This is a genomic window from Lacrimispora xylanolytica (genome assembly GCF_026723765.1).
Lineage (GTDB): Bacteria > Bacillota > Clostridia > Lachnospirales > Lachnospiraceae > Lacrimispora > Lacrimispora xylanolytica.
The window spans coordinates 2,634,443-2,657,789 of the sequence record NZ_CP113524.1 but is presented as its reverse complement, the minus strand read 5'-3'; the positions used below and the strand labels follow the sequence as shown (position 1 = coordinate 2,657,789).

At 41.7% G+C, this 23,347-nt stretch carries 22 protein-coding genes and 1 other annotated feature; of the genes, 14 read left to right on the top strand and 8 right to left on the bottom strand.

Annotated elements, in window-relative coordinates; all coding sequences use genetic code 11:
• Nucleotides 1-37: 37 nt before the first annotated feature.
• From OW255_RS12455 to OW255_RS12440, 4 genes are all read left to right on the top strand, one after another.
• Nucleotides 38-955, top strand: a complete 918-nt coding sequence (locus OW255_RS12455; protein WP_268114273.1) for a CPBP family intramembrane glutamic endopeptidase — start codon at nt 38-40, stop codon at nt 953-955.
• A gap of 52 nt (nt 956-1,007) precedes the next feature.
• Nucleotides 1,008-1,256: a binding site (T-box leader), on the top strand.
• Nucleotides 1,257-1,346: 90 nt separating this feature from the next.
• Nucleotides 1,347-3,761 carry a leucine--tRNA ligase gene (leuS, locus tag OW255_RS12450; protein ID WP_268114272.1) on the top strand — a complete coding sequence of 805 codons (2,415 nt, stop codon included), beginning with the start codon at nt 1,347-1,349 and terminating at the stop codon, nt 3,759-3,761.
• Nucleotides 3,762-4,015: 254 nt separating this feature from the next.
• Complete coding sequence (locus tag OW255_RS12445; protein ID WP_024835616.1) at nt 4,016-4,273, top strand: hypothetical protein; 258 nt, start codon at nt 4,016-4,018, stop codon at nt 4,271-4,273.
• A 176-nt stretch (nt 4,274-4,449) separates the two neighbouring features.
• The gene (locus OW255_RS12440) at nt 4,450-5,076 is read left to right on the top strand and encodes a DedA family protein (protein WP_024835617.1); all 627 of its coding nucleotides are present in this window, start codon (nt 4,450-4,452) and stop codon (nt 5,074-5,076) included.
• A gap of 54 nt (nt 5,077-5,130) precedes the next feature.
• On the opposite strand, the gene OW255_RS12435 is transcribed toward OW255_RS12440, so the two are convergent.
• Complete coding sequence (locus OW255_RS12435; protein ID WP_024835618.1) at nt 5,131-5,418, bottom strand: hypothetical protein; 288 nt, start codon at nt 5,416-5,418, stop codon at nt 5,131-5,133.
• A 50-nt stretch (nt 5,419-5,468) separates the two neighbouring features.
• On the bottom strand, nt 5,469-6,029 hold the full coding sequence (locus OW255_RS12430; RefSeq protein WP_024835619.1) for a hypothetical protein: 561 nt from the start codon (nt 6,027-6,029) through the stop codon (nt 5,469-5,471).
• Between the two features lie 76 nt (nt 6,030-6,105).
• Here OW255_RS12430 and OW255_RS12425 point away from each other — a divergent pair, with 76 nt between their 5' ends.
• Nucleotides 6,106-6,255, top strand: a complete 150-nt coding sequence (locus OW255_RS12425; protein ID WP_166429789.1) for a hypothetical protein — start codon at nt 6,106-6,108, stop codon at nt 6,253-6,255.
• 56 nt (nt 6,256-6,311) lie between these two features.
• On the opposite strand, the gene OW255_RS12420 is transcribed toward OW255_RS12425, so the two are convergent.
• Nucleotides 6,312-6,551, bottom strand: coding sequence for a hypothetical protein (locus tag OW255_RS12420; protein ID WP_024835620.1), 240 nt, complete (start codon nt 6,549-6,551; stop codon nt 6,312-6,314).
• 154 nt (nt 6,552-6,705) lie between these two features.
• Between OW255_RS12420 and OW255_RS12415 the strand changes: the two genes are divergently transcribed.
• Together OW255_RS12415 and OW255_RS12410 are read left to right on the top strand one after the other, a co-directional pair.
• Nucleotides 6,706-7,884, top strand: coding sequence for an alanyl-tRNA editing protein (locus OW255_RS12415; RefSeq protein ID WP_268114271.1), 1,179 nt, complete (start codon nt 6,706-6,708; stop codon nt 7,882-7,884).
• Complete coding sequence (locus OW255_RS12410) at nt 7,871-9,019, top strand: AI-2E family transporter (RefSeq protein WP_268114270.1); 1,149 nt, start codon at nt 7,871-7,873, stop codon at nt 9,017-9,019. Before OW255_RS12415 ends, OW255_RS12410 begins: the two co-directional genes overlap by 14 nt.
• 55 nt (nt 9,020-9,074) lie before the next feature.
• On the opposite strand, the gene OW255_RS12405 is transcribed toward OW255_RS12410, so the two are convergent.
• Both OW255_RS12405 and OW255_RS12400 read right to left on the bottom strand, forming a co-directional pair.
• Nucleotides 9,075-9,311, bottom strand: a complete 237-nt coding sequence (locus OW255_RS12405; RefSeq protein ID WP_024835623.1) for a hypothetical protein — start codon at nt 9,309-9,311, stop codon at nt 9,075-9,077.
• 103 nt (nt 9,312-9,414) lie between these two features.
• Nucleotides 9,415-9,669, bottom strand: a complete 255-nt coding sequence (locus tag OW255_RS12400; protein ID WP_024835624.1) for a hypothetical protein — start codon at nt 9,667-9,669, stop codon at nt 9,415-9,417.
• Between the two features lie 131 nt (nt 9,670-9,800).
• Here OW255_RS12400 and hemB point away from each other — a divergent pair, with 131 nt between their 5' ends.
• Complete coding sequence (hemB, locus tag OW255_RS12395) at nt 9,801-10,784, top strand: porphobilinogen synthase (RefSeq protein ID WP_268114269.1); 984 nt, start codon at nt 9,801-9,803, stop codon at nt 10,782-10,784.
• Here the strand turns inward: hemB and OW255_RS12390 are convergent, their stop codons facing one another.
• Nucleotides 10,785-11,642 carry a PHP domain-containing protein gene (locus OW255_RS12390; RefSeq protein ID WP_268114268.1) on the bottom strand — a complete coding sequence of 286 codons (858 nt, stop codon included), beginning with the start codon at nt 11,640-11,642 and terminating at the stop codon, nt 10,785-10,787.
• 181 nt (nt 11,643-11,823) lie between these two features.
• Between OW255_RS12390 and OW255_RS12385 the strand changes: the two genes are divergently transcribed.
• Together OW255_RS12385 and nifJ are read left to right on the top strand one after the other, a co-directional pair.
• Entirely contained in the window at nt 11,824-13,539 is a 1,716-nt protein-coding gene (locus tag OW255_RS12385) for a VanW family protein (protein ID WP_268114267.1), read from the top strand.
• Between the two features lie 194 nt (nt 13,540-13,733).
• Nucleotides 13,734-17,273, top strand: coding sequence for a pyruvate:ferredoxin (flavodoxin) oxidoreductase (gene nifJ, locus OW255_RS12380; RefSeq protein WP_024835628.1), 3,540 nt, complete (start codon nt 13,734-13,736; stop codon nt 17,271-17,273).
• Nucleotides 17,274-17,351: 78 nt separating this feature from the next.
• On the opposite strand, the gene OW255_RS12375 is transcribed toward nifJ, so the two are convergent.
• Nucleotides 17,352-18,032, bottom strand: coding sequence for a DUF554 domain-containing protein (locus OW255_RS12375; protein ID WP_268114266.1), 681 nt, complete (start codon nt 18,030-18,032; stop codon nt 17,352-17,354).
• Nucleotides 18,033-18,256: 224 nt separating this feature from the next.
• Nucleotides 18,257-18,598 carry a DUF805 domain-containing protein gene (locus OW255_RS12370; protein WP_024835630.1) on the bottom strand — a complete coding sequence of 114 codons (342 nt, stop codon included), beginning with the start codon at nt 18,596-18,598 and terminating at the stop codon, nt 18,257-18,259.
• A 327-nt stretch (nt 18,599-18,925) separates the two neighbouring features.
• Between OW255_RS12370 and OW255_RS12365 the strand changes: the two genes are divergently transcribed.
• The 4 genes from OW255_RS12365 to OW255_RS12350 all read left to right on the top strand — a co-directional run bounded on the left by OW255_RS12365 (nt 18,926) and on the right by OW255_RS12350 (nt 23,335).
• Nucleotides 18,926-19,780 carry a DUF4397 domain-containing protein gene (locus OW255_RS12365; RefSeq protein WP_268114265.1) on the top strand — a complete coding sequence of 285 codons (855 nt, stop codon included), beginning with the start codon at nt 18,926-18,928 and terminating at the stop codon, nt 19,778-19,780.
• A 97-nt stretch (nt 19,781-19,877) separates the two neighbouring features.
• Entirely contained in the window at nt 19,878-20,267 is a 390-nt protein-coding gene (locus tag OW255_RS12360; RefSeq protein WP_024835632.1) for a GntR family transcriptional regulator, read from the top strand.
• 1 nt (nt 20,268) lies between these two features.
• Nucleotides 20,269-21,168 (top strand): ABC transporter ATP-binding protein, encoded by a 900-nt coding sequence (locus OW255_RS12355; protein ID WP_024835633.1) that lies wholly within the window; start codon nt 20,269-20,271, stop codon nt 21,166-21,168.
• The gene (locus tag OW255_RS12350) at nt 21,143-23,335 is read left to right on the top strand and encodes a DUF6449 domain-containing protein (RefSeq protein WP_268114264.1); all 2,193 of its coding nucleotides are present in this window, start codon (nt 21,143-21,145) and stop codon (nt 23,333-23,335) included. The genes OW255_RS12355 and OW255_RS12350 overlap by 26 nt, the downstream gene beginning before the upstream one ends.
• Nucleotides 23,336-23,347 lie beyond the last annotated feature (12 nt).

Sequence of the window (23,347 nt, the reverse complement as noted above, 5' to 3'; positions counted from 1 at the left end):
ATAAACTATTTTTAATTAGCAGGAGGTAGAAGCAAAATTGGAAAACAAAAAAATGATAGTAAAAGCATTTTCCAGAATCGGCATCGGGTACGGAGCATTCATAGCCACAACTCTTTTGTTACAGCTTGGTTTTGGAACCGTCGTAGGGGTATTGCAAATATTTGGAATTAATATTCCCTTGGGTAACTGGTACGTATTCTTTAGTTCTTTGGCTAATTATGTGGTGGGAGGTGCCATATCGTACCTGATCATCCGGGATATGCCTGTGGCTCAAAGAGCGAATTCAGAAAGAGCCAGCCGGAAAATGCTGCTTGCAGGCTTTTTGATCTGTATAAGCGCCTTATATCTTGGGAATCTCATTGGGCTGGCATTGATGAAGGTTATTTCAGTTCTGCAGGGAAGGCCCATGATAAATCCTGTGGAGGAGATCTTAAACGGTTTAAGCGGCTGGGCTATTTTTGCCGTTATGGTAGTGATGGCACCTGTATTTGAAGAAATTCTGTTCCGTAAGATTTTAATTGACCGGATTCGGTTATATGGTGACAAAGCAGCCATACTCGTATCAGCGTTTATCTTTGGACTGAGCCATGGCAATTTTTATCAGTTCTTTTATGCATTTTTTCTTGGCATTGTATTTGCATATATTTATATACGGACGGGAAGACTCCGTTATACAATCCTTTTTCATATGGCAATCAATTTTATTGGTTCCATCGTTGGGTTAAAGGTTCAGGAGGTTCCATGGCTGATTGCTTTTTATTCTCTTATCATGCTTATGGCAGTAGCTGCCGGAATCGTAGTATTCTTCCAGAACCGTAAAAATCTTATCTTTCAGTCAGGACCTTACGAGACCTGGGGGAAGGGGAGTGTTCGAATCTTATTCTTAAATTTCGGAATGATTTTCTTTTTTCTGATTTCTACTGTAACCTTTGTTCTTTCGCAGATATCAGGGTAACGGTAAAATTCGGTTGACACAATTCTCCAATTATGTTACATTTACAGTTAGCATAAATACAGTGATTAGGAATAGTAAGCGGTCTGAAACATGCAGAGAGCCGGCGGCAGGTGAGAGCCGGTTGGGGAGGACAGCCGAACTCGCCTTTGAGTAGCATACTGAAGGAAAAACATTTTTTGTGTAGGTATTGCCGGACACCCGACCGTTATAGCGGGAGGATATGAAGCTCATATCCGTTTGAGAGCATACGAGTATTGTATGAAATAGAGTGGTACCACGCGGATGAACCTGCGTCTCTATGGCTGATTTTTAGATGGCCTGAGGCGCTTTTTTTATTGGTTCCCCAGGCATCAGATGAAAGGGTTATCCCTTGTTAAAAGGAGGAAATGTTATGGCAGCATCTTACAACCATAGCGCCATTGAAAAGAAATGGCGGGAAAACTGGGCAAAAGCCCCTATTAATGTGAATGATGGAAAAAAACCGAAATATTATTGTCTGGATATGTTTCCGTATCCGTCAGGCAGCGGCCTTCACGTAGGTCACTGGAGAGGATATGTAATCTCTGATGTATGGAGCCGTTATCAGATTTTAAAAGGACATTATGTCATTCATCCCATGGGCTGGGATGCCTTTGGACTTCCTGCGGAAAATTATGCGATTAAGATGGGAGTCCATCCAGCAAAGTCTACAGCAGAAAACGTTTCCAATATCAAACGCCAGATCAATGAAATTGCAGCAGTGTATGACTGGGATATGGAAGTGAATACGACGGATCCGGGATTCTATAAGTGGACCCAGTGGATCTTTGTTCAGATGTTTAAAAAAGGACTGGCTTATGAAAAGGAATTCCCGATCAACTGGTGTCCTTCCTGTAAGACAGGTCTTGCCAACGAAGAAGTAGTAAACGGCAGCTGTGAACGATGCGGAACGGCTGTAACGAAGAAGAACTTAAGACAGTGGATGTTAAAGATCACTGCTTATGCAGACAGATTGTTAAATGACTTAGATAAGCTTGACTGGCCTGATAAGGTTAAAAAGATGCAGTCTGACTGGATCGGCAAATCCTATGGTGCTGAAATCGATTTCAAGGTAGAGGGAAAAGAGGACGCCATTACCGTATATACCACAAGACCTGATACCTTATTTGGTGCTACCTTTATGGTATTGGCACCAGAGCATGCACTTGCTGCTTCCCTTGCCACTCCAGAGAAAAGGGAAGCGGTAGAAGCATATATTTATGATTCTTCCATGAAATCCAACGTAGACCGTCTTCAGGACAAAGAAAAGACAGGCGTCTTTACAGGCAGCTATGCCATCAATCCTTTAAACGGTGCCAAGGTGCCAATCTGGCTTTCTGATTACGTCCTTGCTGATTATGGTACCGGCGCTATTATGTGTGTACCGGCTCATGATGACAGAGATTTTGAATTTGCAAAGAAATTTGAGATTCCTATTGTTCAGGTCATTGCAAAAGACGGTGAAGAAATCGAAAACATGACAGAAGCTTATACCGATGCCAGCGGAATCATGATCAATTCCGGAGAATGGAATGGAATGGAATCTTCTGTTCTTAAAAAAGAAGCTCCTGCCATGATCGAAAAAAGAGGCCTTGGCAAGAAAACCGTAAACTTCAAGCTTCGTGACTGGGTATTCTCCAGACAGCGTTACTGGGGCGAGCCAATTCCCATCATTCACTGCCCGCACTGCGGCAATGTGCCGGTGCCGGAAGATCAGCTTCCCCTTACCTTACCAGAGGTAGAAAGCTATCAGCCTACCGGAACTGGTGAATCACCTCTGGCAGATATTGAGGAGTGGGTAAATACCACTTGTCCTCAGTGCGGCGGCGCAGCAAAAAGAGAGACCAATACCATGCCTCAGTGGGCTGGTTCTTCCTGGTATTTCCTTCGCTACGTAGACAGCCACAACGACAAGGAGCTGGTATCCAGAGAAAGAGCAGACAAATACCTTCCAGTAGATATGTATATTGGTGGAGTGGAGCATGCTGTGCTTCATCTTCTGTATTCCCGTTTCTACACTAAATTCTTAAATGACATCGGAGTGGTAGATTTTGATGAGCCGTTTGTAAAGCTGTTCAACCAGGGTATGATTACCGGTAAGAACGGCATTAAGATGAGCAAGTCAAAGGGAAATGTGGTTTCTCCTGATGAGCTGGTTCGTGATTATGGCTGTGACTCCCTTCGTATGTATGAGCTTTTCGTTGGTCCGCCAGAGCTTGATGCAGAATGGGATGACAGAGGTATCGAGGGTGTGAGCCGTTTCTTAAATCGTTTCTGGAATCTGGTTTCTGAAAGCAGTACAAAGGATGTAGAGCCAACCAGAGAGATGATCCGCCTTCGCAATAAGCTGATCTTTGATATTGACCAGAGATTTAACCAGTTTAACTTAAATACAGTCATATCCGGATTTATGGAATACAACAACAAATTTATCGAGCTTGCGAAGAAAACGGGTGGCATTGATAAAGAGTCTCTTAAGACCTTTGTGGTTCTTCTTGCTCCATTTGCACCTCATATCGGAGAAGAATTATGGAGACAGCTTGGCGGAACCGATTCTGTTTTCCATGCTCAGTGGCCGGAATGTGACCAGGAAGCCATGAAAGATGATGAAGTTGAAATCGCAGTACAGGTAAATGGTAAGACAAGAGCCTTAGTAACGCTTCCGGCTGACGTATCAAAGGAAGATGCAATTTTAGCAGGCAAGGAATTAATCGCTGATAAGATGACAGGAACCATTGTGAAAGAAATTTACGTTCCAGGCAGAATCATCAATATTGTTTGTAAATAATCATCAGAGATAGAACGTCATTTATGAGATAAGGACATTTTAAGCTGTAAGCATATGGCTTAAGATGTCCTTGTTTTTTGCCTTATTTTTCTTTGAGTCTCAAGGGGTACTGTAAAATTTTTGGCATTTTTTAGGAAATTATTGCATGAAAATAAGATAGGAAGTATAATTGAACTGGCTGTCAAGGATTGCATTAAAATCCGGATAACATACGTTTGATTTCATTTAATATGTAAACATGTGGGAGGGTACGAATGAAAACATTACAGGACTTGGAGAAGATGAAGGATGTAAGTAATAAATATTTTGTCAATCAATACGAATACTATTTTGAGTGTCTAAAGGATCGTTACAGAGCAAAGCAAGGCGGACTTGACATGATAAGAAATGAACTTAGCAAATGGGATAAAGAAGCTCAGCTTTATATGATAAATAAATTGGTTGATGATTTTTCCAGAAGCGGTATGTATTGCGATGAGAAGGAGCTGTTTGGCCTGTTAAATGAGAATTAAGGGATAGGGTATCATTGCCATATCGATCCATTAAGCCTTGACTATTGATTCCCGGTAGCATATACTTGGAATATCGTTTGAAATGTTTACTTGCATTTCATCAAATAACATTCAATAAGGACATTATGTCATAGAAATATGGCTGATAATGTCCTTATTCATAGAAAGGCATTCAAATGGATCAATTTATTGTTCAGGCCATGAATCATTATGGATATCTTGCGATCATGGTTTTTGTAGTACTGGAAAACATTTTCCCTTTTGTTCCTTCGGAACTTGTGCTTACCTTTGCAGGGCTTATGACGACTCAGTCAGCCATGACAGTACCTGGTGTCATTTTAGACGCTACGATCCTGTCTGTGGTAGGTTCCCTTGGGCTTTATGGCATCGGCCGCTTTATCTCAGAAGATAGGCTGGCTGCTCTGGTAGATACCAGAGTAGGAAGGTTTCTTGGATTTAAAAAAGATGATATTTATAAATCCTCTGAATGGTTTCAGAAAAAGGGGAAGTATTCCGTGTTGTTTTGCAGATGCGTTCCGGTCTTAAGATGCCTGATCTCACTGCCAGCCGGTACATCTAAAATGAACCTGCCAGTATTCATTGCATTTACCTTCATAGGTTCCCTCATCTGGAATCTGATTTTGGTAAATCTGGGAGCGGCGGCAGGAAACAACTGGGAAGCAATCGTACATAAACTGGGATTTGCGACCTCTATCATTGGTGCAGGTGTACTTTGTGTATGCGGAGCGGCATTCCTTCTGTTCCTAAAAAAACGGATCAAAGAGACGAAGGTAGAAGAATAAAGGAAATTAAGGACATCATGCCTGAGGTTATAATCATGCATAATGTCCTTTGTTTTATTTTTTATTCCGGTTCATTAAATTTTTTGAAAGCATGCGCAGAGTTTCCATGCGGCTCCGTTCATTGGGGGTCATGTTGGCACTCATAATAGAGATAAGAAGATCTGTCTCCTCATCATTAAACTGAATGCCTCTCTGGCTGGCTTCTGCATTCAATGACAGAAGGGTTGTCATAAGCTGGTCTTTTGGAGTTTTTTCTACCCGGTTGGCAAATTCATTTAGTAAAGCAATTTTCTGGGGATTCATCTTTTTAAGCCTTGGGTCCTGTTTCCAGTTTGCGTTCATGGATTGCATTCTTCCTTTCTGTGTGGATATATCGGTTTATCTGGTAACGGTTAATTCATCTGCTGCATGGCGGACATCATCAGCTGCATGGTTTCAAACCTGGATTGCTGTTCTGGAGGAATAAAATTCTTTAGCTGATCGAAAGACATTCTGCCTAATGGATTGTTGTTCTGTCGTCTGGGATTCTGGTTCTTGTTTTGTCCATCGGATTGGTTCGGTGTCTGTGACTGCGCCTGTGCCTGTACCGGGACGCTGGAAGTGGGGACAAAATCCTGGTAAGCCCCTGCAATTCGAAATCCCTGGAAAAAGTTTAAGATCAGGTCAATTTGGTCTTGCTCACTCTGGCTTGCAAAGGGCTTTATCGTATTTAACATTTCAATGGGAGAGTCCGGTGATTGACGGTCTCCTGCAGAGCAGATTCCCATGGTAGCGACTTCCTCATCTTCAAATAAGTTAATGGTACGCTGCAGCTCATTAAATTTAACAAAGTAAGAGATGAAACGCTGTTGTGGAACATTCATGAAAGGAAGGGCAGCCTTCATCATTTGAAGATGATTATTTTCGATGCGGGAGTCCAGATCATTAGCGCGCATATTTTGTTCGTTGTTCATAGCATAAGATCCTTGATTTTCTTGTTGACAATATATGCAGCTGCATATATTAGTATTACAGGAGAGTGATGTAGATATGAGAAGCCGATTAATTATAGATGGTAATTCGGTATACGAAATTGATGATGAGTGTATGAAGAGAAAACAGACACGTAATCCCGTAAAGGGAAGCGGCAACCAGGGCCCGTATATGAGGCCAGGCCAGGAAAACAGCCAAAGCCGCTAAAGGATGAAAACAGGGCCCGATCCATAAAGAATCGGGCCCATGTTTTATGTTCGTTTTTAGCAGCAGAAGTTATTGCCGCCACCAAAACCATTACCGCCGCAGCAGCAAAGGAGAAGGATGATCCAAATCCAACTACCACATCCATCGTTACCACCGCAACCATTACCACAACCGTTGTTGTTGCCGCCGCAGCAGCAAAGGATCAGGATAAGCCAAATAATATTAAAGCCACATCCACTATTACATCCTCCGTTGTCGCATCCGCATCCACAGTTAGTTGCTGCCAGATCACTCATATTGGTTCCTCCAAATATTTTGTTTACAATGTAAGTGTATGAATATTAGCTTGCCACTGTTTCCACATTTTTCGAAAAAATTTATATTTCATATGATTGAACTTATCCCATTGTTGTGTATAATTAGTAACAACAGGAAAATGAGGTGCAGAAGATGGAAAAATTGTTTTATGAAACCCCATATGTAAAGATATTTGAAGCCAGAGTCCTGGACTGTAAACCAGGAAAGGACAAAACGTATGAAATAGTACTGAACCGGACAGCCTTCTATCCGGAAGGCGGCGGACAGCCAGCGGATACAGGAACACTTGGTGAGGCAAAGGTGCTTGATGTACGGGAGAGAGCGGAAGGTATCGTTCATATTACAGATATGCAGTTATTACCGGGAAGTGACGTAACAGGAACCATAGACTGGGAGCGGAGATTCTGCCATATGCAGAATCATACCGGGGAGCATATCCTGTCCGGCATTGTACATAAGCATTATGGCTATGATAATGTAGGATTCCATATGGGGAAGGATGAGATAACCGTAGATTTTAACGGAGTCCTTACCTGGGAACAGGCAGAAGCCATAGAAGAGGAAGCCAATGACTTAATCTGGAGAAACATACCAGTGGTGGAAACCTGTCCATCAAAGGATGAGCTGGCCTCTTTGGATTACCGCAGTAAAAAAGAATTAAGCGGTCAGGTTCGTATCATAGAAATAAAAGAGGGAGATGTTTGTGCCTGCTGTGGAACTCATGTTATGTACACAGGAGAGATCGGGGTCATTAAGGTGACAGGTCTTATGAATTACAAAGGCGGAGTAAGAATGACACTGCGATGCGGAAAGCTGGCTCTTCTTGATTACCGTAATAAAATGAAATCCGTATCCGGTATCTCTGTTCTTTTATCCACTAAGCCTGATGAAATTATAGAAGCTGTGGACAAGCTGAAAGAAGAGAGCATGAAAAAGGAGGGTACCATCGGCCGCCTCTTTAAAGAGCTTTTTGAAAAGAAGGTGTTGGAGTACCCGGAATCTGATGAGCCGCTTTTTGTTTATGAAAAGGGCTTGACCCCGATTCAGCTCAGGCAGCTATGTACCATGCTGTATGAAGAGAAAAAAGGAAGTGTAGTTCTTTTGTGTTCTGGAGACGATGATGCATATCAGTATGCAGCAGGAAGCAGCTGCAGGGATATGCGCTCCCTTTCAAAAGCAATGAATCATAAATGCAACGGACGGGGTGGAGGAAATGCACTTATGGCCCAGGGGACCTTTCAGGCCTCCCTTGCTGACATCCGGGAAATATTTGAGAATGAATTAAAAGGAGACAAGGATGGAATTAAATGATAGTACTATCAAGAAGCTTCGCTGGCTGATCGTTTTTGCAGTGGCAGCCGTTGTCATAGGATTTAACTATCGGAGCGTTTTCAGTTTCGCTGTCAGAATCTTTCGGTTTTTCACACCTTTTTTACTGGGTGGCGTAATGGCGTTTATCATTAACCTTCCCATGCGGACGATTGAAGGGGTAATTCCTCTTAAGAGAGACAGTAAGCTCTTAAGGCCATTAAGTCTCATCATATCAATCGTATTTGTGGTAGGAATCGTAGTTCTTGTTACCTTTGTTGTGATGCCGCAGCTGATTGATACACTTGTGATTCTGCAAAATAGCCTGCCATCGTTTTTGACAGGTATCAAGACTGAGGCTGAAAGCCTGTTTGTACAGTTCCCGCAGATTGCTGATTACATTAACAATATACAGATCGACTGGAAAACTTTTATAGAACAAATTGTTGGTTTCTTGTCCAATGGAGCAGGAACGGTTCTGTCCTCTACCTTTTCAGCTGCGATCTCAATTATCAGCGGTGTGACCACATTCTTCATTGGTTTTGTTTTTGCTATTTATATTCTTCTTCAGAAGGAAAATCTATCACGCCAGTTTAAAAAGCTGATGAAGGCCTATCTGCCGGAAGCATTGACAGTGCGTACCCTGGAAATTTTGGATTTGGTTCATACGACCTTTGCCAACTTTTTTGCGGGACAGTGCCTGGAGGCTGTGATTCTTGGAAGTATGTTCTTTTTGACATTATCCATTTTCCGGCTTCCATATGCCCTTTTAATTGGCGTATTAATTGCATTTACGGCACTGATCCCTATGTTTGGCGCCTTTATTGGTTGTGTAATCGGAGCATTCCTTATGCTGATGGTTCAGCCTATCAATGCACTTGTTTTTGTCATTATATTTTTCGTTCTTCAACAGATCGAAGGAAACTTAATTTATCCTCATGTTGTGGGAAATTCTGTGGGACTTCCATCTATTTGGGTGCTGGTCGCAGTAACCATTGGAGGCAGCACCATGGGAATCGTGGGAATGCTCATATTTATTCCTATAACTTCTGTTGTGTATACTCTTTTGCGGGAAGCTGTGAATCACAGATTAAGCAAAGGAAATCAGGCTAAAACGAAAAAACTCATAAAACCATAAAAGAATCCCTGGAGCTTCGGCGGCTTAGCCTCAAAAGCTCCAGGGATTCTTATTGTTAGATTCCTTGATACATGTATTTAATTAACCGTTCCACATCCTCAGGTTCATGAGCAACCAGTTCAAGCTCATCAATGAAGCCGTTGGAAAAAATAGTAGCCATAGAAAGATACTGGCTTAGTTTGGATTTTAAATTGATTCGGTCCCCTTCCGCGGAAACCAATTCTACTGTTCCCTTGCACTGCTCAATGACACTGAAAAACTTTTCAACATCTTTAATATTATGAACTTTCATATAGATCCCTCCTTGGGCTAGGGGTAAAATCTTAATGTTATTACGCTTTCATTATACCAATGTTTTCCAAAAAGTACAATATGAAGTTGCTGTTAGAAAGGTCTTAATCAAAGTCTGCGTGATAAACCTGGGTGGGTGTATGAATATCAACTGCGCTTAAGTTGAACTGGTCTTCAAATATCTGTATTTTGTATTCATAAAACACATCATCTGTTTTTTTGGACATGAATACATAAGCGCCAGGTTCCTTGTCCTCTATTTCATCGCTGATCTCATTGTAAATCTCTTCCCCGTTTACCGGGCCGTTATAACCTGTCATGCGGATCGTATCTTCAATCGCCTGATAAAATTCTTCCATAATGGTACCTCATTTCTGATTCGTATTATACAAATACCATTATAAGCAATTTTTCATATGACTGCAAGAATTACTTGAATCTTCTAAAAGAGGGTGTATAATAGGACAGGAATAAAAGGGAGGTAAGATAAATGGATTTATTATACAGGCCAAGAAGGCTGCGGACATCTGATACTTTGAGAAGAATGGTCAGGGAAACCAGAGTTTCCAAACAGTCTCTGATATATCCTCTGTTCGTGATAGATGGTGAAGGAATTGCAGAGGAGATATCCTCTATGGAAGGACAGTTCCGCTATAGTGTGGACAAACTTCCCCTCATTATGGATCAGCTGGTTTCAGCTGGTGTGGAAAAGCTGATGCTGTTTGGTATTCCGGCAAAGAAGGATGCATGCGGAAGCCAGGCGTTTGATGATCAGGGAATTGTCCAGAGAGCGATTCGCGCGATCAGAGATAATTATCCTTCCGTATACATCGTTACGGATGTCTGCATGTGCGAATATACGTCTCATGGCCACTGCGGGATTCTCTGCGGAGAGAGTGTGGATAACGATAAGACTCTGGAGTACTTAAACCGCATTGCAGTCTCTCATGCGGCGGCAGGAGCCCATATGGTTGCCCCATCGGATATGATGGATGGAAGGATTGGTTCCATGAGAGAGGCTCTTGATGAAGCCGGATTTTCCAATGTGCCAATCATGGCCTATTCAGCCAAATACGCTTCGGCTTTTTACGGACCATTCCGTGATGCTGCCGGATCGGCTCCCTCCTTTGGAGACCGGAAGAGCTACCAGATGGATTACCATAACCGGAAAGAAGCCTTAAGGGAAACGGATCTTGATGTTTCAGAAGGAGCTGACATTATCATGGTAAAGCCAGCCCTTTCTTACCTGGATATTATAAGAGAAGTATCAGACCGTCATGAAGTACCAGTAGCTGCCTACAGTGTCAGCGGTGAATATGCCATGATTAAGGCAGCTTCCAAGGCAGGCTTTATTGACGAAGAAAAGATAATCTGTGAATCTGCTGTCAGCATCTTCCGGGCAGGCGCAGATATTTTAATTACCTATTTTGCTATGGAGCTGGCTCATTATATGGAAGAAGGAAAAATCGGCTGATTAAAGCCCCATGCTCTCCAGACGGTACTTTTTGATGTCTTCCAGCAAAAGGTGAGAGATACGAAGTCCTCCACGTCCACAGCCTAAGTCAATGTCTGGCTTGTTGGTGCCGTGAAAATCAGAACCGCCGGTAGGAAAGAGACCGTATTGCTTTGAAAGCTTTTTTAATTTGCTGCTTTCGTAGGTATTATTGGAAGAGTGGTAGACCTCCAGGCCAAGGAGCCCCAGGTTTTTTAAATCGCTTACCAGTTCCTCTGTTTTTTTATCTCCCAGATGGTATTGGTAAGGGTGGGCCAGAACCGGAAAGGCATGATTATCCGTCAAAATCTTCATGGCATGCTCTGGAGTGATGTCTTCCTTTCTGGGGCAGAAGCGGCTGCCGTAGGTCAGATATTTTTTAAATGCCTGATCCATAGATGTTACGTATCCTTTTTCATAGAGCACCCGGGCAAAATGGGCACGGGTTATGACTGTCTCTGGATTCCCGGCGGTCACTTCTTCTAACGTGATCATCATATCAGAATCCTGAAAGCGGCGGATCATTTCCTGGTTCCTTTTGTCCCGGATATTTTTAAGCCCATGAATCTTTAACGTAAAATCTGGATCAGAAAAATCTACAAAAAGTCCCAGAATATGAATTTCCTGTCCCTTATAGACGCAGGAAAGCTCGATGCCTGGAATAATCTCAACAGGCTGTCCGTGAGAAGCTTCCATTGCCTCCAAAAGACCGTTAATGGTATCGTGATCTGTGAGAGCGATGGCACTCAGCTTTTTTTTGACGGCAAGTGACACCACCTCGGTGGGAGTTAGGGTGCCATCCGAGGCATTGGAATGAACGTGTAAATCGACAAGATTCATAAAAACCTCCAAAATGAAATAGTTTGGTAACACTATAGTAACATGTTTTTTACGTTCTGTAAAATGTAGAAAAAACACGAAAACTAATTAAGAAAATTCATAAAATCGTAATAGCATTTCCCACAAAGTATGGTATACTACTCAATGTAAAGATACATAATCATGTAAAAAGGTGAAATTAATGAGTCAGGTGGATAACAGACAAAGAGGCGGGGGAAGAACCAGTTCCTCCCAAAACGAAGGCAGAAGAAACACGCAGGGGACAAGCCGCAGAACCGGTCAGTCCTACCGGCAGAACAGTTCTTATCAGCCGAGACGTGGAAAGAAAAGAAGAAGAGGGCCCCAATACGGCGTTACAAAAGTGCTGTTGGGGATTATTATTGCGGTTGCCTCAGTGATGGGGGTTATGGCAGCTGTTAAGGTGGTCGGACAAAAGACCAAGGATACAGAGGTAATCTCATCAACGGTTTCTGAAACGGAACTGAAAAAGGACGTAAAAGTGGATGATATTTCAATCACCGGTATGTCCAGGGAAGAGGCTCGTGAGGCTATAGAAAAAAAGTATCCGTGGCAGATGAAGGTTACTTATAAAGAAGAAGAGTATCAATTAAAGAATCTTTTAGACAGCAAGGTTGAAACTCTGCTGGAAGAGATATACACGAAGGAACCAAAAGAAAGCTATACTTTAAGCCTTGAAGGAATGGATGAAGAGGTAAAAGCAGAGGTTAAGGCCATTGCTGAAAAATGGGATGTAGCGGCGAAAAACGGTTCCATATCCGGATTCGACAAGAAAACCGGAGAATTTGTCTATGCCGGAGAGCAGAATGGAGTTGTCATTGATCAGGATAAGCTGACATCTGACATACTTACACAGCTTAAGACAAAGAATTTCAAGGCTGACATTCCTGCCACTGGCAAGGAAGTAGCGCCTAAGATCACAGAAGCTCAGGCGAAGCAGCTTTATAAGGTGATTGGAACCTATACAACCACAACCACATCAAACAGTGACAGAAATAAAAACATAGAACTGGCCTCTGCGGCACTGGATGGAATGATCCTAAAACCAGGGGAAGAATTCTCTTTTAATAAAACAACAGGAGAAAGATCCTCTGCCAAGGGATATCGCCCGGCAGGTGCATATCTAAACGGCGTATTGGTGGAAGAACCAGGCGGTGGTGTATGCCAGGTATCCTCTACTTTATATAATGCAGTTGTTTTTTCAGGACTTACCACAACAGAGCGTCACGCCCACAGCTATGAGCCTTCCTATGTTACTCCTGGTGAAGATGCCATGGTAAGCTTTGGCGGACCTGATATGAAATTTGTAAATAATTCTTCCAGCGCTATCGCAATCAGAACCAGCTTCTCCAAGCAGAAGCTTAAGATATCCATCGTTGGCATTCCTATATTAGAAGAAGGCGTGACCCTTTCCATGACTTCCAAAAAGACAGCGGAGCTCGATGCACCCGCACCTGTTTATGAGGAGGATCAGACACTTCAGCCCAATGAGCAGAAGATTGTGAAAGCGGAGACCAAGGGAAGCCGCTGGGTGACCAATCTGGTAACAAAGAAAAACGGAACGGTCACAAGCGATGAATTTTTCCACAACAGCACATATCGTGGAAAACCAGCGACCATTAAAAGAAATACGTCAGGCGTTGTAGTTCCGGCCACCAATCCATCTGAAACTGGAGGTGGTGCAGGTTCTCAAAGTGGCGGAGAGACTACGGCAGCTCATGGAAGTGAAGGACCTGGAAGCACAGCGAATACAGAAACGCAGCCGGAAAAGCCCACTACTCCTGAGACACAGCCTACAAAAGCCCAGGGACCTGCTGATAATGGGGGAGAGGCCTCCTCGGCCACGGAAAACATTATTCCACCAAATCCTCTTAATTAATAATGGTGACAAATGCAGACAGGACCGGACAGTTTATGCTGTTCGGTCCTGTTTTCCGATTGTTCCAAAAATAATACTTAAATTTCCAGTTTTAATATTTGCTTTTTGATAAATAATTGTTATAATAATGTCAGGTCACTTTCCCTAAAAGGGAACCATTTATTTATATTCACATTTGCAGGAGGAAATCTAAAATGGCAAGAAAAATGAAAACCATGGATGGTAACCACGCAGCAGCGCATGCGTCTTACGCATTTACTGATGTTGCGGCTATTTATCCGATTACCCCATCTTCACCTATGGCAGAGGCCACAGATGAGTGGTCAACAGACGGAAGGACAAACATCTTCGGTCAGACAGTGCAGATTACAGAGATGCAGTCTGAGGCAGGTGCAGCAGGTGCAGTTCACGGTTCCTTAGCAGCAGGTGCACTGACTACTACCTATACCGCTTCCCAGGGTCTGTTACTTATGATTCCGAACTTATATAAAATTGCAGGTGAGCAGTTGCCAGCCGTTATCAATGTATCAGCACGTGCGATTGCAACCCATGCATTATCTATCTTTGGTGATCACTCTGACGTATATGCATGTCGCCAGACAGGCTGTGCTATGTTATGTGAATCCAGTGTACAGGAAGTTATGGACTTGACTCCAGTAGCTCATATGGCTGCTCTTGAGGGTAAAGTACCATTTATCAACTTCTTCGACGGTTTCCGTACCTCACATGAGATTCAGAAGGTGGAAACATGGGATTACGAGGATTTAAAAGAGATGGTAAACATGGATTCTGTTGATGAATTCCGTCGCAATGCTTTAAATCCAAACCATCCAAACCTTAGAGGTTCCGCCCAGAACCCTGATATCTTCTTCCAGGCAAGAGAAGCCTGCAATCCATATTACGATGCTCTTCCAGGCATTGTACAGAAGTACATGGACAAGGTTAATGCTAAGATCGGTACCGATTATAAATTATTCAACTACTACGGAGCTGCAGATGCAGATCATGTAATCATTTCCATGGGTTCTGTAAATGAAACCATTGAAGAGACCATTGATTATCTGGTAAAAGCAGGACACAAGGTTGGTGTTGTAAAGGTTCGTCTTTACAGACCATTCGTAGCACAGGGACTGATTGATGCAATTCCAGATTCTGTTAAGACAATTTCTGTTTTAGACAGAACAAAAGAACCAGGTTCTTTAGGCGAGCCATTATACTTAGACGTTGTAGCTGCTCTTAAGGGCTCAAAGTTTGATCAGATTAAGATCTTAACTGGCCGTTATGGTTTAGGTTCCAAGGATACAACTCCGGCTCAGATCGCAGCTGTATATGAGAACAAGACAAAAACTCCATTTACAATCGGTATTGTGGATGATGTAACCCACCTTTCTCTTGAAAGCGGTACACCAATCATCACAACACCAGAAGGAACAACTAACTGTAAATTCTGGGGTCTTGGTGCTGACGGTACTGTTGGTGCTAACAAGAACTCCATTAAGATCATTGGTGATAACACCGATATGTATGCTCAGGCTTACTTTGACTATGATTCCAAGAAGTCCGGCGGTGTTACTATGTCCCATTTACGTTTCGGACATAAGCCGATTAAATCCACTTATTTAATCCGTAAGGCAAACTTCGTAGCATGCCACAATCCTTCCTATGTACGTAAGTACAACATGGTTCAGGAGCTGGTTGACGGCGGTGTATTCTTATTAAACTGCCCATGGGATGCAGAAGGTCTTGAGAAGCATTTACCAGGACAGGTTAAGAAATTCATTGCAGATCACAATATTAAGTTCTACACCATCGACGGTGTTAAGATCGGTATTGAAACTGGCATGGGACCAACACGTATTAACACCATTCTTCAGTCTGCATTCTTTGAACTGACAGGAATTATTCCTGCTGAAAAAGCAAATGAACTGATGAAGGCTGCTGCAAAAGCTACTTACGGTCGTAAGGGCGAAGAGATTGTTCAGAAGAACTGGGCAGCGATTGATGCAGGTGCTAAGGGTGTTGTTAAGGTTGAGGTACCGGAAAGCTGGAAGAACGCTGCAGATGAAGGTCTTGACTATAAGGTAATTAGCGAAGGAAGACAGGATGTTGTTGACTTTGTAAATAACATTCAGACAAAGGTAAGCGCTCAGGAAGGTGATACATTACCAGTATCCGCTTTTGTTGATTATGCCAATGGTTCCACACCATCTGGTTCCTCTGCATTTGAGAAGCGTGGTATTGCTGTTAATATTCCTAGCTGGAACCCAGAAAACTGTATCCAGTGTAACTTCTGTTCTTATGTATGTCCTCACGCTGTAATCCGTCCGGTTGCACTGACAGAAGACGAAGCTTCTGGCAGACCAGAAGAGATGACAACTCTTCCAATGACAGGTATGCCAGGATATCAGTTCGCAATCACTGTATCAGCATTTGACTGTACTGGTTGTGGTTCCTGTGCAAACGTATGTCCAGGAAAGAAGGGCGAGAAGGCTCTTACTATGGTAAATATGGAAGCTCACTGCGATGTAACACAGAAGGTATTTGACTTCGGTCAGACACTTCCAATCAAGCAGGAAGTAATTGATAAATTCAAAGAAACTACCGTTAAGGGAAGCCAGTTCAAGAAGCCTCTTCTTGAGTACTCCGGAGCATGTGCTGGTTGTGGCGAGACTCCTTACGCTAAATTAGTGACTCAGTTATACGGTGACAGAATGTACATTGCCAATGCAACTGGATGTTCTTCCATCTGGGGTAACTCCTCACCATCTACACCTTATACTGTAAATGCTAACGGACAGGGTCCGGCATGGTCCAACTCTTTATTCGAAGATAATGCAGAGTTCGGTTACGGTATGCTTTTAGCTCAGAATGCAATCAGAGGCGGATTAAGATCTAAGGTTGAAGAGATCTTAAACTCTGACAAAGCTTCCGAGTCTGTAAAGGCAGCATGCCAGGAATACCTTGACACCTATACCGTTGGTGCAACCAATGGTTCTGCTTCTAACAAATTGATTGCAGCATTAGAAGGCTGTGACTGTGAGTTAGGCAAAGATATTTTAAAGAGTAAAGATTTCCTCGGCAAAAAATCACAGTGGATCTTCGGTGGTGACGGCTGGGCTTATGATATCGGTTTCGGTGGTGTTGACCACGTTCTTGCCAGCGGCAAAGACATCAACATCCTGGTATTTGATACAGAAATCTATTCCAATACAGGTGGTCAGTCCTCCAAGGCAACAAAGACTGGTGCAGTAGCTCAGTTCGCTGCCGGCGGTAAGGATACCAAGAAGAAAGACTTAGCAAGCATTGCAATGAGCTACGGTTATGTATACGTTGCACAGATCGCTATGGGTGCTGACTATAATCAGACCGTTAAGGCCATTACAGAGGCTGAGGCTTATCCAGGACCATCTCTGATCATTGCTTATGCTCCATGTATCAGCCATGGTATCAAGAAGGGTATGTCAAAGGCACAGACAGAAGAGAAGCTGGCTGTAGAATGCGGATACTGGAACAACTTCCGTTACAATCCATCTGCAGAGAAGAGATTCACCTTAGACAGTAAGCCTCCTGTATTAGAGGGATATCAGGAATTCTTAAAGGGTGAGGTTCGTTACTCTTCCTTAGCAATGAAGAATCCTGAGAGAGCAGCTGAATTATTCGAACAGAATGAAGCAGATGCAAAGGCAAGATACGAATATCTGCAGAAACTGGTTACTTTATACGGAAATGAATAATTGACGTAAAAGCCAGATATGCGATTTGAGCAGTGGTAAATAAAGAACGCCAGTCCTTTTGGGACTGGCGTTTTTTTGCTATAAGCGGATATTAAGAATGAGAAACCACACAACAGGTACCAATAAGGCTGGCAATAAATTTAATGTCTGAAACGTTTTAATCTTTAAAATAGATAACCCGGAAGCTAAAATAAGAAAGCCCCCAACAATGGAAATCTCGGTCATGAATTCAGGTGTTAGAAAAGGGGAGACCTGATGAGCAAGAAGATAAATACTCCCTTGCCAGACAAACAATATCAAAGCAGAGATGGCTATGCCAATACCATAACTGGAAGCTAATACAAGTGATGTGACCAGGTCCAGGGTCGCATTGGTAAACAAATATGTATTATTATGATTCAGAGCACTTTCTATTGGCCCTAGAATGGATAAGGTGCCAATGCAGAATAGTAAAATTGCAGTAGATAAGCCTTGTCCCAGGTTTGTTTTAGAATATCTTTGTACCAGCTTTTGGAATCTACTGTCTATATCAATAGCAGTACCTATGATGCCTCCTAAAGAAAGACTTATAATAAACAATACGGGATACGTGCTGTCAGATAAATTTTTCACCACAGCATGCAATCCGAGGCCCGTTGCGGCCAGTCCCATGGCATCATATAGAATGTTCTGATATTTTTCTTTTAATCCCTTTTTTATTAAGCTGCCAGCCACACTGCCTGCCAGAATCGTGCCGGCATTTACAAAAGTTCCTATCACAAATGTTCTCCTTTCAAACTAATTTATTAATAGTATTATAAACCCAACGGCTAACAGAGCCAAGCTTTATTTCTGTCAATGATAGCAAAAGAGTATTGATGAAATTTGTTTCATAATATAAAAATGCTCCTCTTCTGGCAAGCCGTATAAGGAAAACGACCACTATTAGAGGAGCATTACTAATTCATTCATTGTTATGTAGCATAAAAATATGGTCTGGCTAATTATACCTGTGTTGTTCCATACTGATTGTCTTCGTTTACGCTGCCTTTGCAGAGAAAAACGATGAAGATTATAGTTCCCACAATCGGAATAAATGGTAACAGGATCCAGAAACCGGATTTGTTGATATCATGCATACGGCGAATTTGAAGGGCAATACCTGGAATAATGAGTGCGACTACATAAATCAGATAGATAATCATAAAGAAATCTACAGTCGCGCCAAGAAAACCTAAAATAAATAAAGCGATTGCATTGATAAGGATCGCCATCCAATATCCTTTCACAGTAGTACGGTCCTTAAAATTGAAGAAATTCTTCCACATAGATAAATATTCATTCATAATAAATTGAGACCTTCCTTTCTTTTGTAATATACATATTCATTATACAGGAAAATATTGTCAATTTAAATAAAAAAATGCAAATTAATTAAAAAACGTCATATTATACATAAAAATGATATTATAATGATATTTATTGTAATTTGTATATTATTATATACTATTAAGTCAAATATAATAATAGGGATACAAACAGTAGCATTTTATATTTATCCCATAAAAGTCTGGAAATATAACAAAGTTAAGACAAACAAAAGCAGTTGGCCAGGCACTGGCTAATATTGTTAGAATAAACTTACTATATAACGATTATATATGAGGTTTTCCATGGGTACTATAATCTATATGCAAAATAGTTCTAATGCAGGGGAATACGGGCCAACCGTTGACGTTGGTAATCAAAATACATCCAATGAAACAGGTCCTGTTTCGCCGGAAGGAGAGCAGTCTAACATATTGGAACCAAATCCTCAGGTTGAATGGCCTGAACTTAATCCTCCTTCTCCGGAAGAAGGAGAAGCTAGCGGCACATGGAGTTCGATCATTACGATGTTTCCAAAGCCTATTATTCCCTGCTATTCCTGTAACACCGATCAGGTGGGCCTTGTGCGGCTATTAAATGCTGCGGCAAACTATCCGCCATTTTGGGTTTACATTAATGATCAGGTGGCAGTTGAGGGACTTGACAATGGAGATATGAGTCAATATGGAAGAGTATCTGCCGGGGATCAGACCATTACGGTTACAGATGATAATAATTATGTGTATCTAAAAAAACAGGTGCAGGTACCTGTGAATAGTGCAATCACAATTGCACTTTATAACACAGATTCTGGTCTCGATATCATGGTAGTTGACGATTATTTATGTAACGGTGGAATCAATACCGGATGTTTTAGAGTCTGTAACCTTTCCATCACTAACCGGAAGATTAATGTTATGCTAAATGGAGCTAATATTATATTTCGGGATGTGGATTATAAGCAGGTAACCAATTTTCAATATGCTACGACCGGTTATTACATGGTCTCTGTTTCCAGCAGCAGCGTGTACAGCGGAAATCTTATCCTGACGTCTAACATTTACATCAGAGGCAATGTCTCCTACACCATGTATGTGTTTAACTGGAGTCTGACTCAGAATGCCATTCGTATACTTATTGTGGAAGATAGAAGAAATTGAAAAAATAAAAAGAATTGAAACCTCTGGTTGACAAATCAGAGGTTTCTTGCTATCCTTAGTGTATTAGATGTATTAATACAGATGTAGGAGGTGGAATATGATATTGTTAGACTACAAAGACCGCAGGCCGATATACGAACAGATTGTAGAAAAATTAAAAGACTTAATGATATGTGGTGTACTGGAACAGGATAGCCAGCTACCGTCCGTCCGGACCCTGGCCACTGACTTATCTATCAATCCCAATACCATTCAAAGAGCATACGCGGAGCTGGAGCGAAGAGGATTCATCTATTCCGTAAAAGGAAGAGGAAGCTTTGTAGCGGATACCAGTTCCATACAGGCATTAAAGAACGGTGAGCTTAGGATTAAGCTTGGAAACTGGATTGATGAGGCAAAAAGATCAGGTCTTACAGAAGATAAAGCCCACACCTGGATCGCAGAAGGGTGGATTAAACAAGAATTTCTGCAAGGGGAGGAGAGATAGAATGATTAAAGCGGAGAACCTTACAAAAAAGTTTGATACGATTGTTGCCGTTGATCACGTAAGCGCTGAGATACGGGATGGAAGCGTATTTGGTCTGATTGGTACTAATGGTGCAGGAAAGAGTACATTTCTTCGGATGCTCAGCGGGATATTAAAGCCCGATGAAGGAAATGTAACCATTGATGGAAAGCCGGTATTTGAAAATGAGGCAGTAAAAGAGCGTTTCTTTTATATTTCTGACGACCAATATTATTTTAATAATGCAACACCAGCCGATATGATGTCGTTTTACGCGAAAGTCTATCCGGCATTTGATAAGGCACGTTTTCAAAGCCTCATGGAGAAATTTGGCCTGGATACCAGACGAAAGATTCAGACCTTCTCTAAAGGAATGAAGAAACAGCTTTCCGTCATATGCGGAATCTGTGCCAATACAGATTATCTTTTCTGTGATGAGACCTTTGATGGCCTGGATCCGGTGATGCGACAGGCAGTAAAAAGCCTTTTTGCCAATGACATGGCAGAACGGAATTTAACACCCATTATCGCCTCCCATAACCTAAGAGAGCTTGAGGATATCTGTGACCACGTGGGCCTTCTCCACAGGGGCGGAATCCTGCTATCCAGAGATTTAGATGATATGAAGCTTAATATCCATAAAGTACAATGTGTGTTAAAAGAGGGAATGGAAGAAAGCGATCTCACTGCTCTAAACCGCATCAAGACAGAAAAAAGAGGAAAGCTCTACACCATAACTGTACGGGGGAGCAAAGAAGAGATAGAAGGATTGGTGGAATCCTATCAGCCAATATTCTATGAGATGATTCCATTATCTTTGGAAGAAATATTTATTAGTGAAACGGAGGTGGCCGGTTATGACATCAAGAAGCTTATTTTTTAATTTGTTAAAAGAGGATGTAAAACAGCGCCTTTGGTCTGTAGCTCTTACTTTCATATTATTTTTCTTTGCGTTACCGGTAGGAGTAGCCTTAACGGTGGGAGATAAATTCAACGATGAGCTGAGCAGAAGGAATCTATTGGCAAGTGTTGAGAAATGGATGAGCTTTCAGAACGGCTATCTGGTAGCAATTATTATACTTTTGTCTTTGATTATGGCAGTGACCAGCTTTTCCTATCTTCATTCCAGACAAAAAGTTGATTTTTACCACAGTATACCAGTCAATAGAAAGAATTTGTTCTGGGCTAATTATTTCAACGGCATTTTTATTGTGATAGCATCTTATGCAATCAATTTAATATTTTCCTATGGAGTTGCAGCTGTCAATGGAATTCTGACACCAGAAATCGCAGGAATTGGAATTAAAAGTTTTTGTCTTTTTATGCTCCATTATTTCCTTCTGTATACGGTAACAGTGGTTGCAATGATGTTGACAGGAAATATTCTGGTTGGAATTCTTGGAACCCTTGTATTTGAATTCTACGGAAGCAGTGTCTTTGCTGTTTTGGAATTATGTTATCAGCATTTTTTCAATACCAGCTACAGTGGAAGCAAATCCTTATTCACGTTGATGCTTAATAAAACATCACCTTTATTTCTTTTTATGGCAAATGTAGAGGAAATGAGACCTGGAAGATCTGTAGAAGGGGTCGCTCTTCGAATTGTAGTCGTTTGTGTCATTACGGTGATTTTGGCTCTTCTTTCTTTCTTGCTCTATAAAAAGAGAGGATCAGAAGCGGCTGGAAAGGCTATGGCTTTTCACATAAGCATGCCAATCATACGGATTCCCATTGTAATTCTTGCATCACTTAGCGGAAGCCTGTTTTTCTGGCTGGTTCATTCTACACTGGGCTGGGCAGTGTTTGGACTTATCTGCGGACTTTTACTGTCCCATTGCGCCATAGAGATCATTTATCATTTTGATTTCCGTAAGCTCTTTTGTAATTGGAAGCAGATGATACTATGCGGAGTTCTGGCGGCCGCTGTATTTTCAAGTTTCCGCTATGATATTTTTGGTTATGATCGTTACGTTCCGGCAAAAGACTCTATAAAGCATGTTGGTATATCCTTTAGAAACACCAATGACTGGATCAACTACGGAGAGATAATAGCACCTGAGGATGATTTGAGTGATTTTGAGTGGAAATACATGTCCTCTGATGATTATCTCTTTAACCACATGGAGCTTAAGGATATTGAACCGGTTCTTACGCTGGTGGAAGAATCAATAAAGGCAATGAAAGAGAATCCTCGTTTCGACCGTGAATTACAGCCCATGGAAGATGGAGGGCAATATACAAGATTTTATAGCTTTTCGGTCAAGTATACTTTGAAGAATGGAAAGACGATCTATCGTACTTATGATATACCGAGAGCTTTATTAAGTCAGGAAGTTGTACAAATATATGAGAATCCTGAATTCCGTCAGGCCGTTTATCCCATACTGACTCAGACAATCGATAACACTGCTGGCGTTAAAGTTGGCAGAGGTGGTCAAATGAGCATAGTAAGCCTGGACAGAAACGGTACAGATAAGGCGATGACTGATAAATTACTGCTGACCTATCAGGAAGAGCTTATGAATCTGAAGGTCGATACCATGCAAAAAGAAAATCCAATTGCTTCCATTCAGTTTATAACAAAGCAGCAGGCTGAATTGACAAAATTAAAGTCAGATACCAATAACAAATGGGAATACAATTATATCATTGAAAAAGGGTATTATCCTATTTATCCATCCTTTGTAAAGACTCTTGATCTATTACGAGAATATAATATAGATGTAGACAGCTGGAATGACTTAAGTCAGATCAAAGAAATTAATATTGATAAAATTCAGTTTAATAGCGATGAGATGACAACGGAAGAGTTGGAAGCCCCGTATATGACGATCACTGATCCCGACGAAATCAAGCAAATTATGAATGTTGCTACCCTGGAAGAGTACTCCAGTATGAATCCATTTACTGACTCCGAGTATGCTTCGATCATCTTTTCTGCTGTTACTTCTTACGGAGGAAGCAGAATTGAGATTTCATACTCGATTCCAAGAAACAAACTACCGGATTTTCTGAAAAATGAGTTTCAAAGCATAATTAACGATCGGTAAACAGTCTTTCAT

Bases quoted from the DNA above. Each gene is read 5' to 3' on its own strand.
- OW255_RS12400 (WP_024835624.1), bottom strand. From the start codon at position 9,669: ATGGAAGAATTTTATCAGGCGATTGAAGATACGATCCGCATGACAGGT.
- OW255_RS12415 (WP_268114271.1), top strand. From the start codon at position 6,706: ATGGAAAAATTGTTTTATGAAACCCCATATGTAAAGATATTTGAAGCC.
- OW255_RS12435 (WP_024835618.1), bottom strand. From the start codon at position 5,418: ATGAACGCAAACTGGAAACAGGACCCAAGGCTTAAAAAGATGAATCCC.
- OW255_RS12365 (WP_268114265.1), top strand. From the start codon at position 18,926: ATGGGTACTATAATCTATATGCAAAATAGTTCTAATGCAGGGGAATAC.
- OW255_RS12405 (WP_024835623.1), bottom strand. From the start codon at position 9,311: ATGAAAGTTCATAATATTAAAGATGTTGAAAAGTTTTTCAGTGTCATT.
- OW255_RS12360 (WP_024835632.1), top strand. From the start codon at position 19,878: ATGATATTGTTAGACTACAAAGACCGCAGGCCGATATACGAACAGATT.
- nifJ (WP_024835628.1), top strand. From the start codon at position 13,734: ATGGCAAGAAAAATGAAAACCATGGATGGTAACCACGCAGCAGCGCAT.
- OW255_RS12385 (WP_268114267.1), top strand. From the start codon at position 11,824: ATGAGTCAGGTGGATAACAGACAAAGAGGCGGGGGAAGAACCAGTTCC.
- OW255_RS12445 (WP_024835616.1), top strand. From the start codon at position 4,016: ATGAAAACATTACAGGACTTGGAGAAGATGAAGGATGTAAGTAATAAA.
- leuS (WP_268114272.1), top strand. From the start codon at position 1,347: ATGGCAGCATCTTACAACCATAGCGCCATTGAAAAGAAATGGCGGGAA.
- OW255_RS12420 (WP_024835620.1), bottom strand. From the start codon at position 6,551: ATGAGTGATCTGGCAGCAACTAACTGTGGATGCGGATGCGACAACGGA.
- OW255_RS12370 (WP_024835630.1), bottom strand. From the start codon at position 18,598: ATGAATGAATATTTATCTATGTGGAAGAATTTCTTCAATTTTAAGGAC.
- OW255_RS12355 (WP_024835633.1), top strand. From the start codon at position 20,269: ATGATTAAAGCGGAGAACCTTACAAAAAAGTTTGATACGATTGTTGCC.
- OW255_RS12440 (WP_024835617.1), top strand. From the start codon at position 4,450: ATGGATCAATTTATTGTTCAGGCCATGAATCATTATGGATATCTTGCG.
- OW255_RS12430 (WP_024835619.1), bottom strand. From the start codon at position 6,029: ATGAACAACGAACAAAATATGCGCGCTAATGATCTGGACTCCCGCATC.
- hemB (WP_268114269.1), top strand. From the start codon at position 9,801: ATGGATTTATTATACAGGCCAAGAAGGCTGCGGACATCTGATACTTTG.
- OW255_RS12425 (WP_166429789.1), top strand. From the start codon at position 6,106: ATGAGAAGCCGATTAATTATAGATGGTAATTCGGTATACGAAATTGAT.
- OW255_RS12350 (WP_268114264.1), top strand. From the start codon at position 21,143: ATGACATCAAGAAGCTTATTTTTTAATTTGTTAAAAGAGGATGTAAAA.
- OW255_RS12390 (WP_268114268.1), bottom strand. From the start codon at position 11,642: ATGAATCTTGTCGATTTACACGTTCATTCCAATGCCTCGGATGGCACC.
- OW255_RS12410 (WP_268114270.1), top strand. From the start codon at position 7,871: ATGGAATTAAATGATAGTACTATCAAGAAGCTTCGCTGGCTGATCGTT.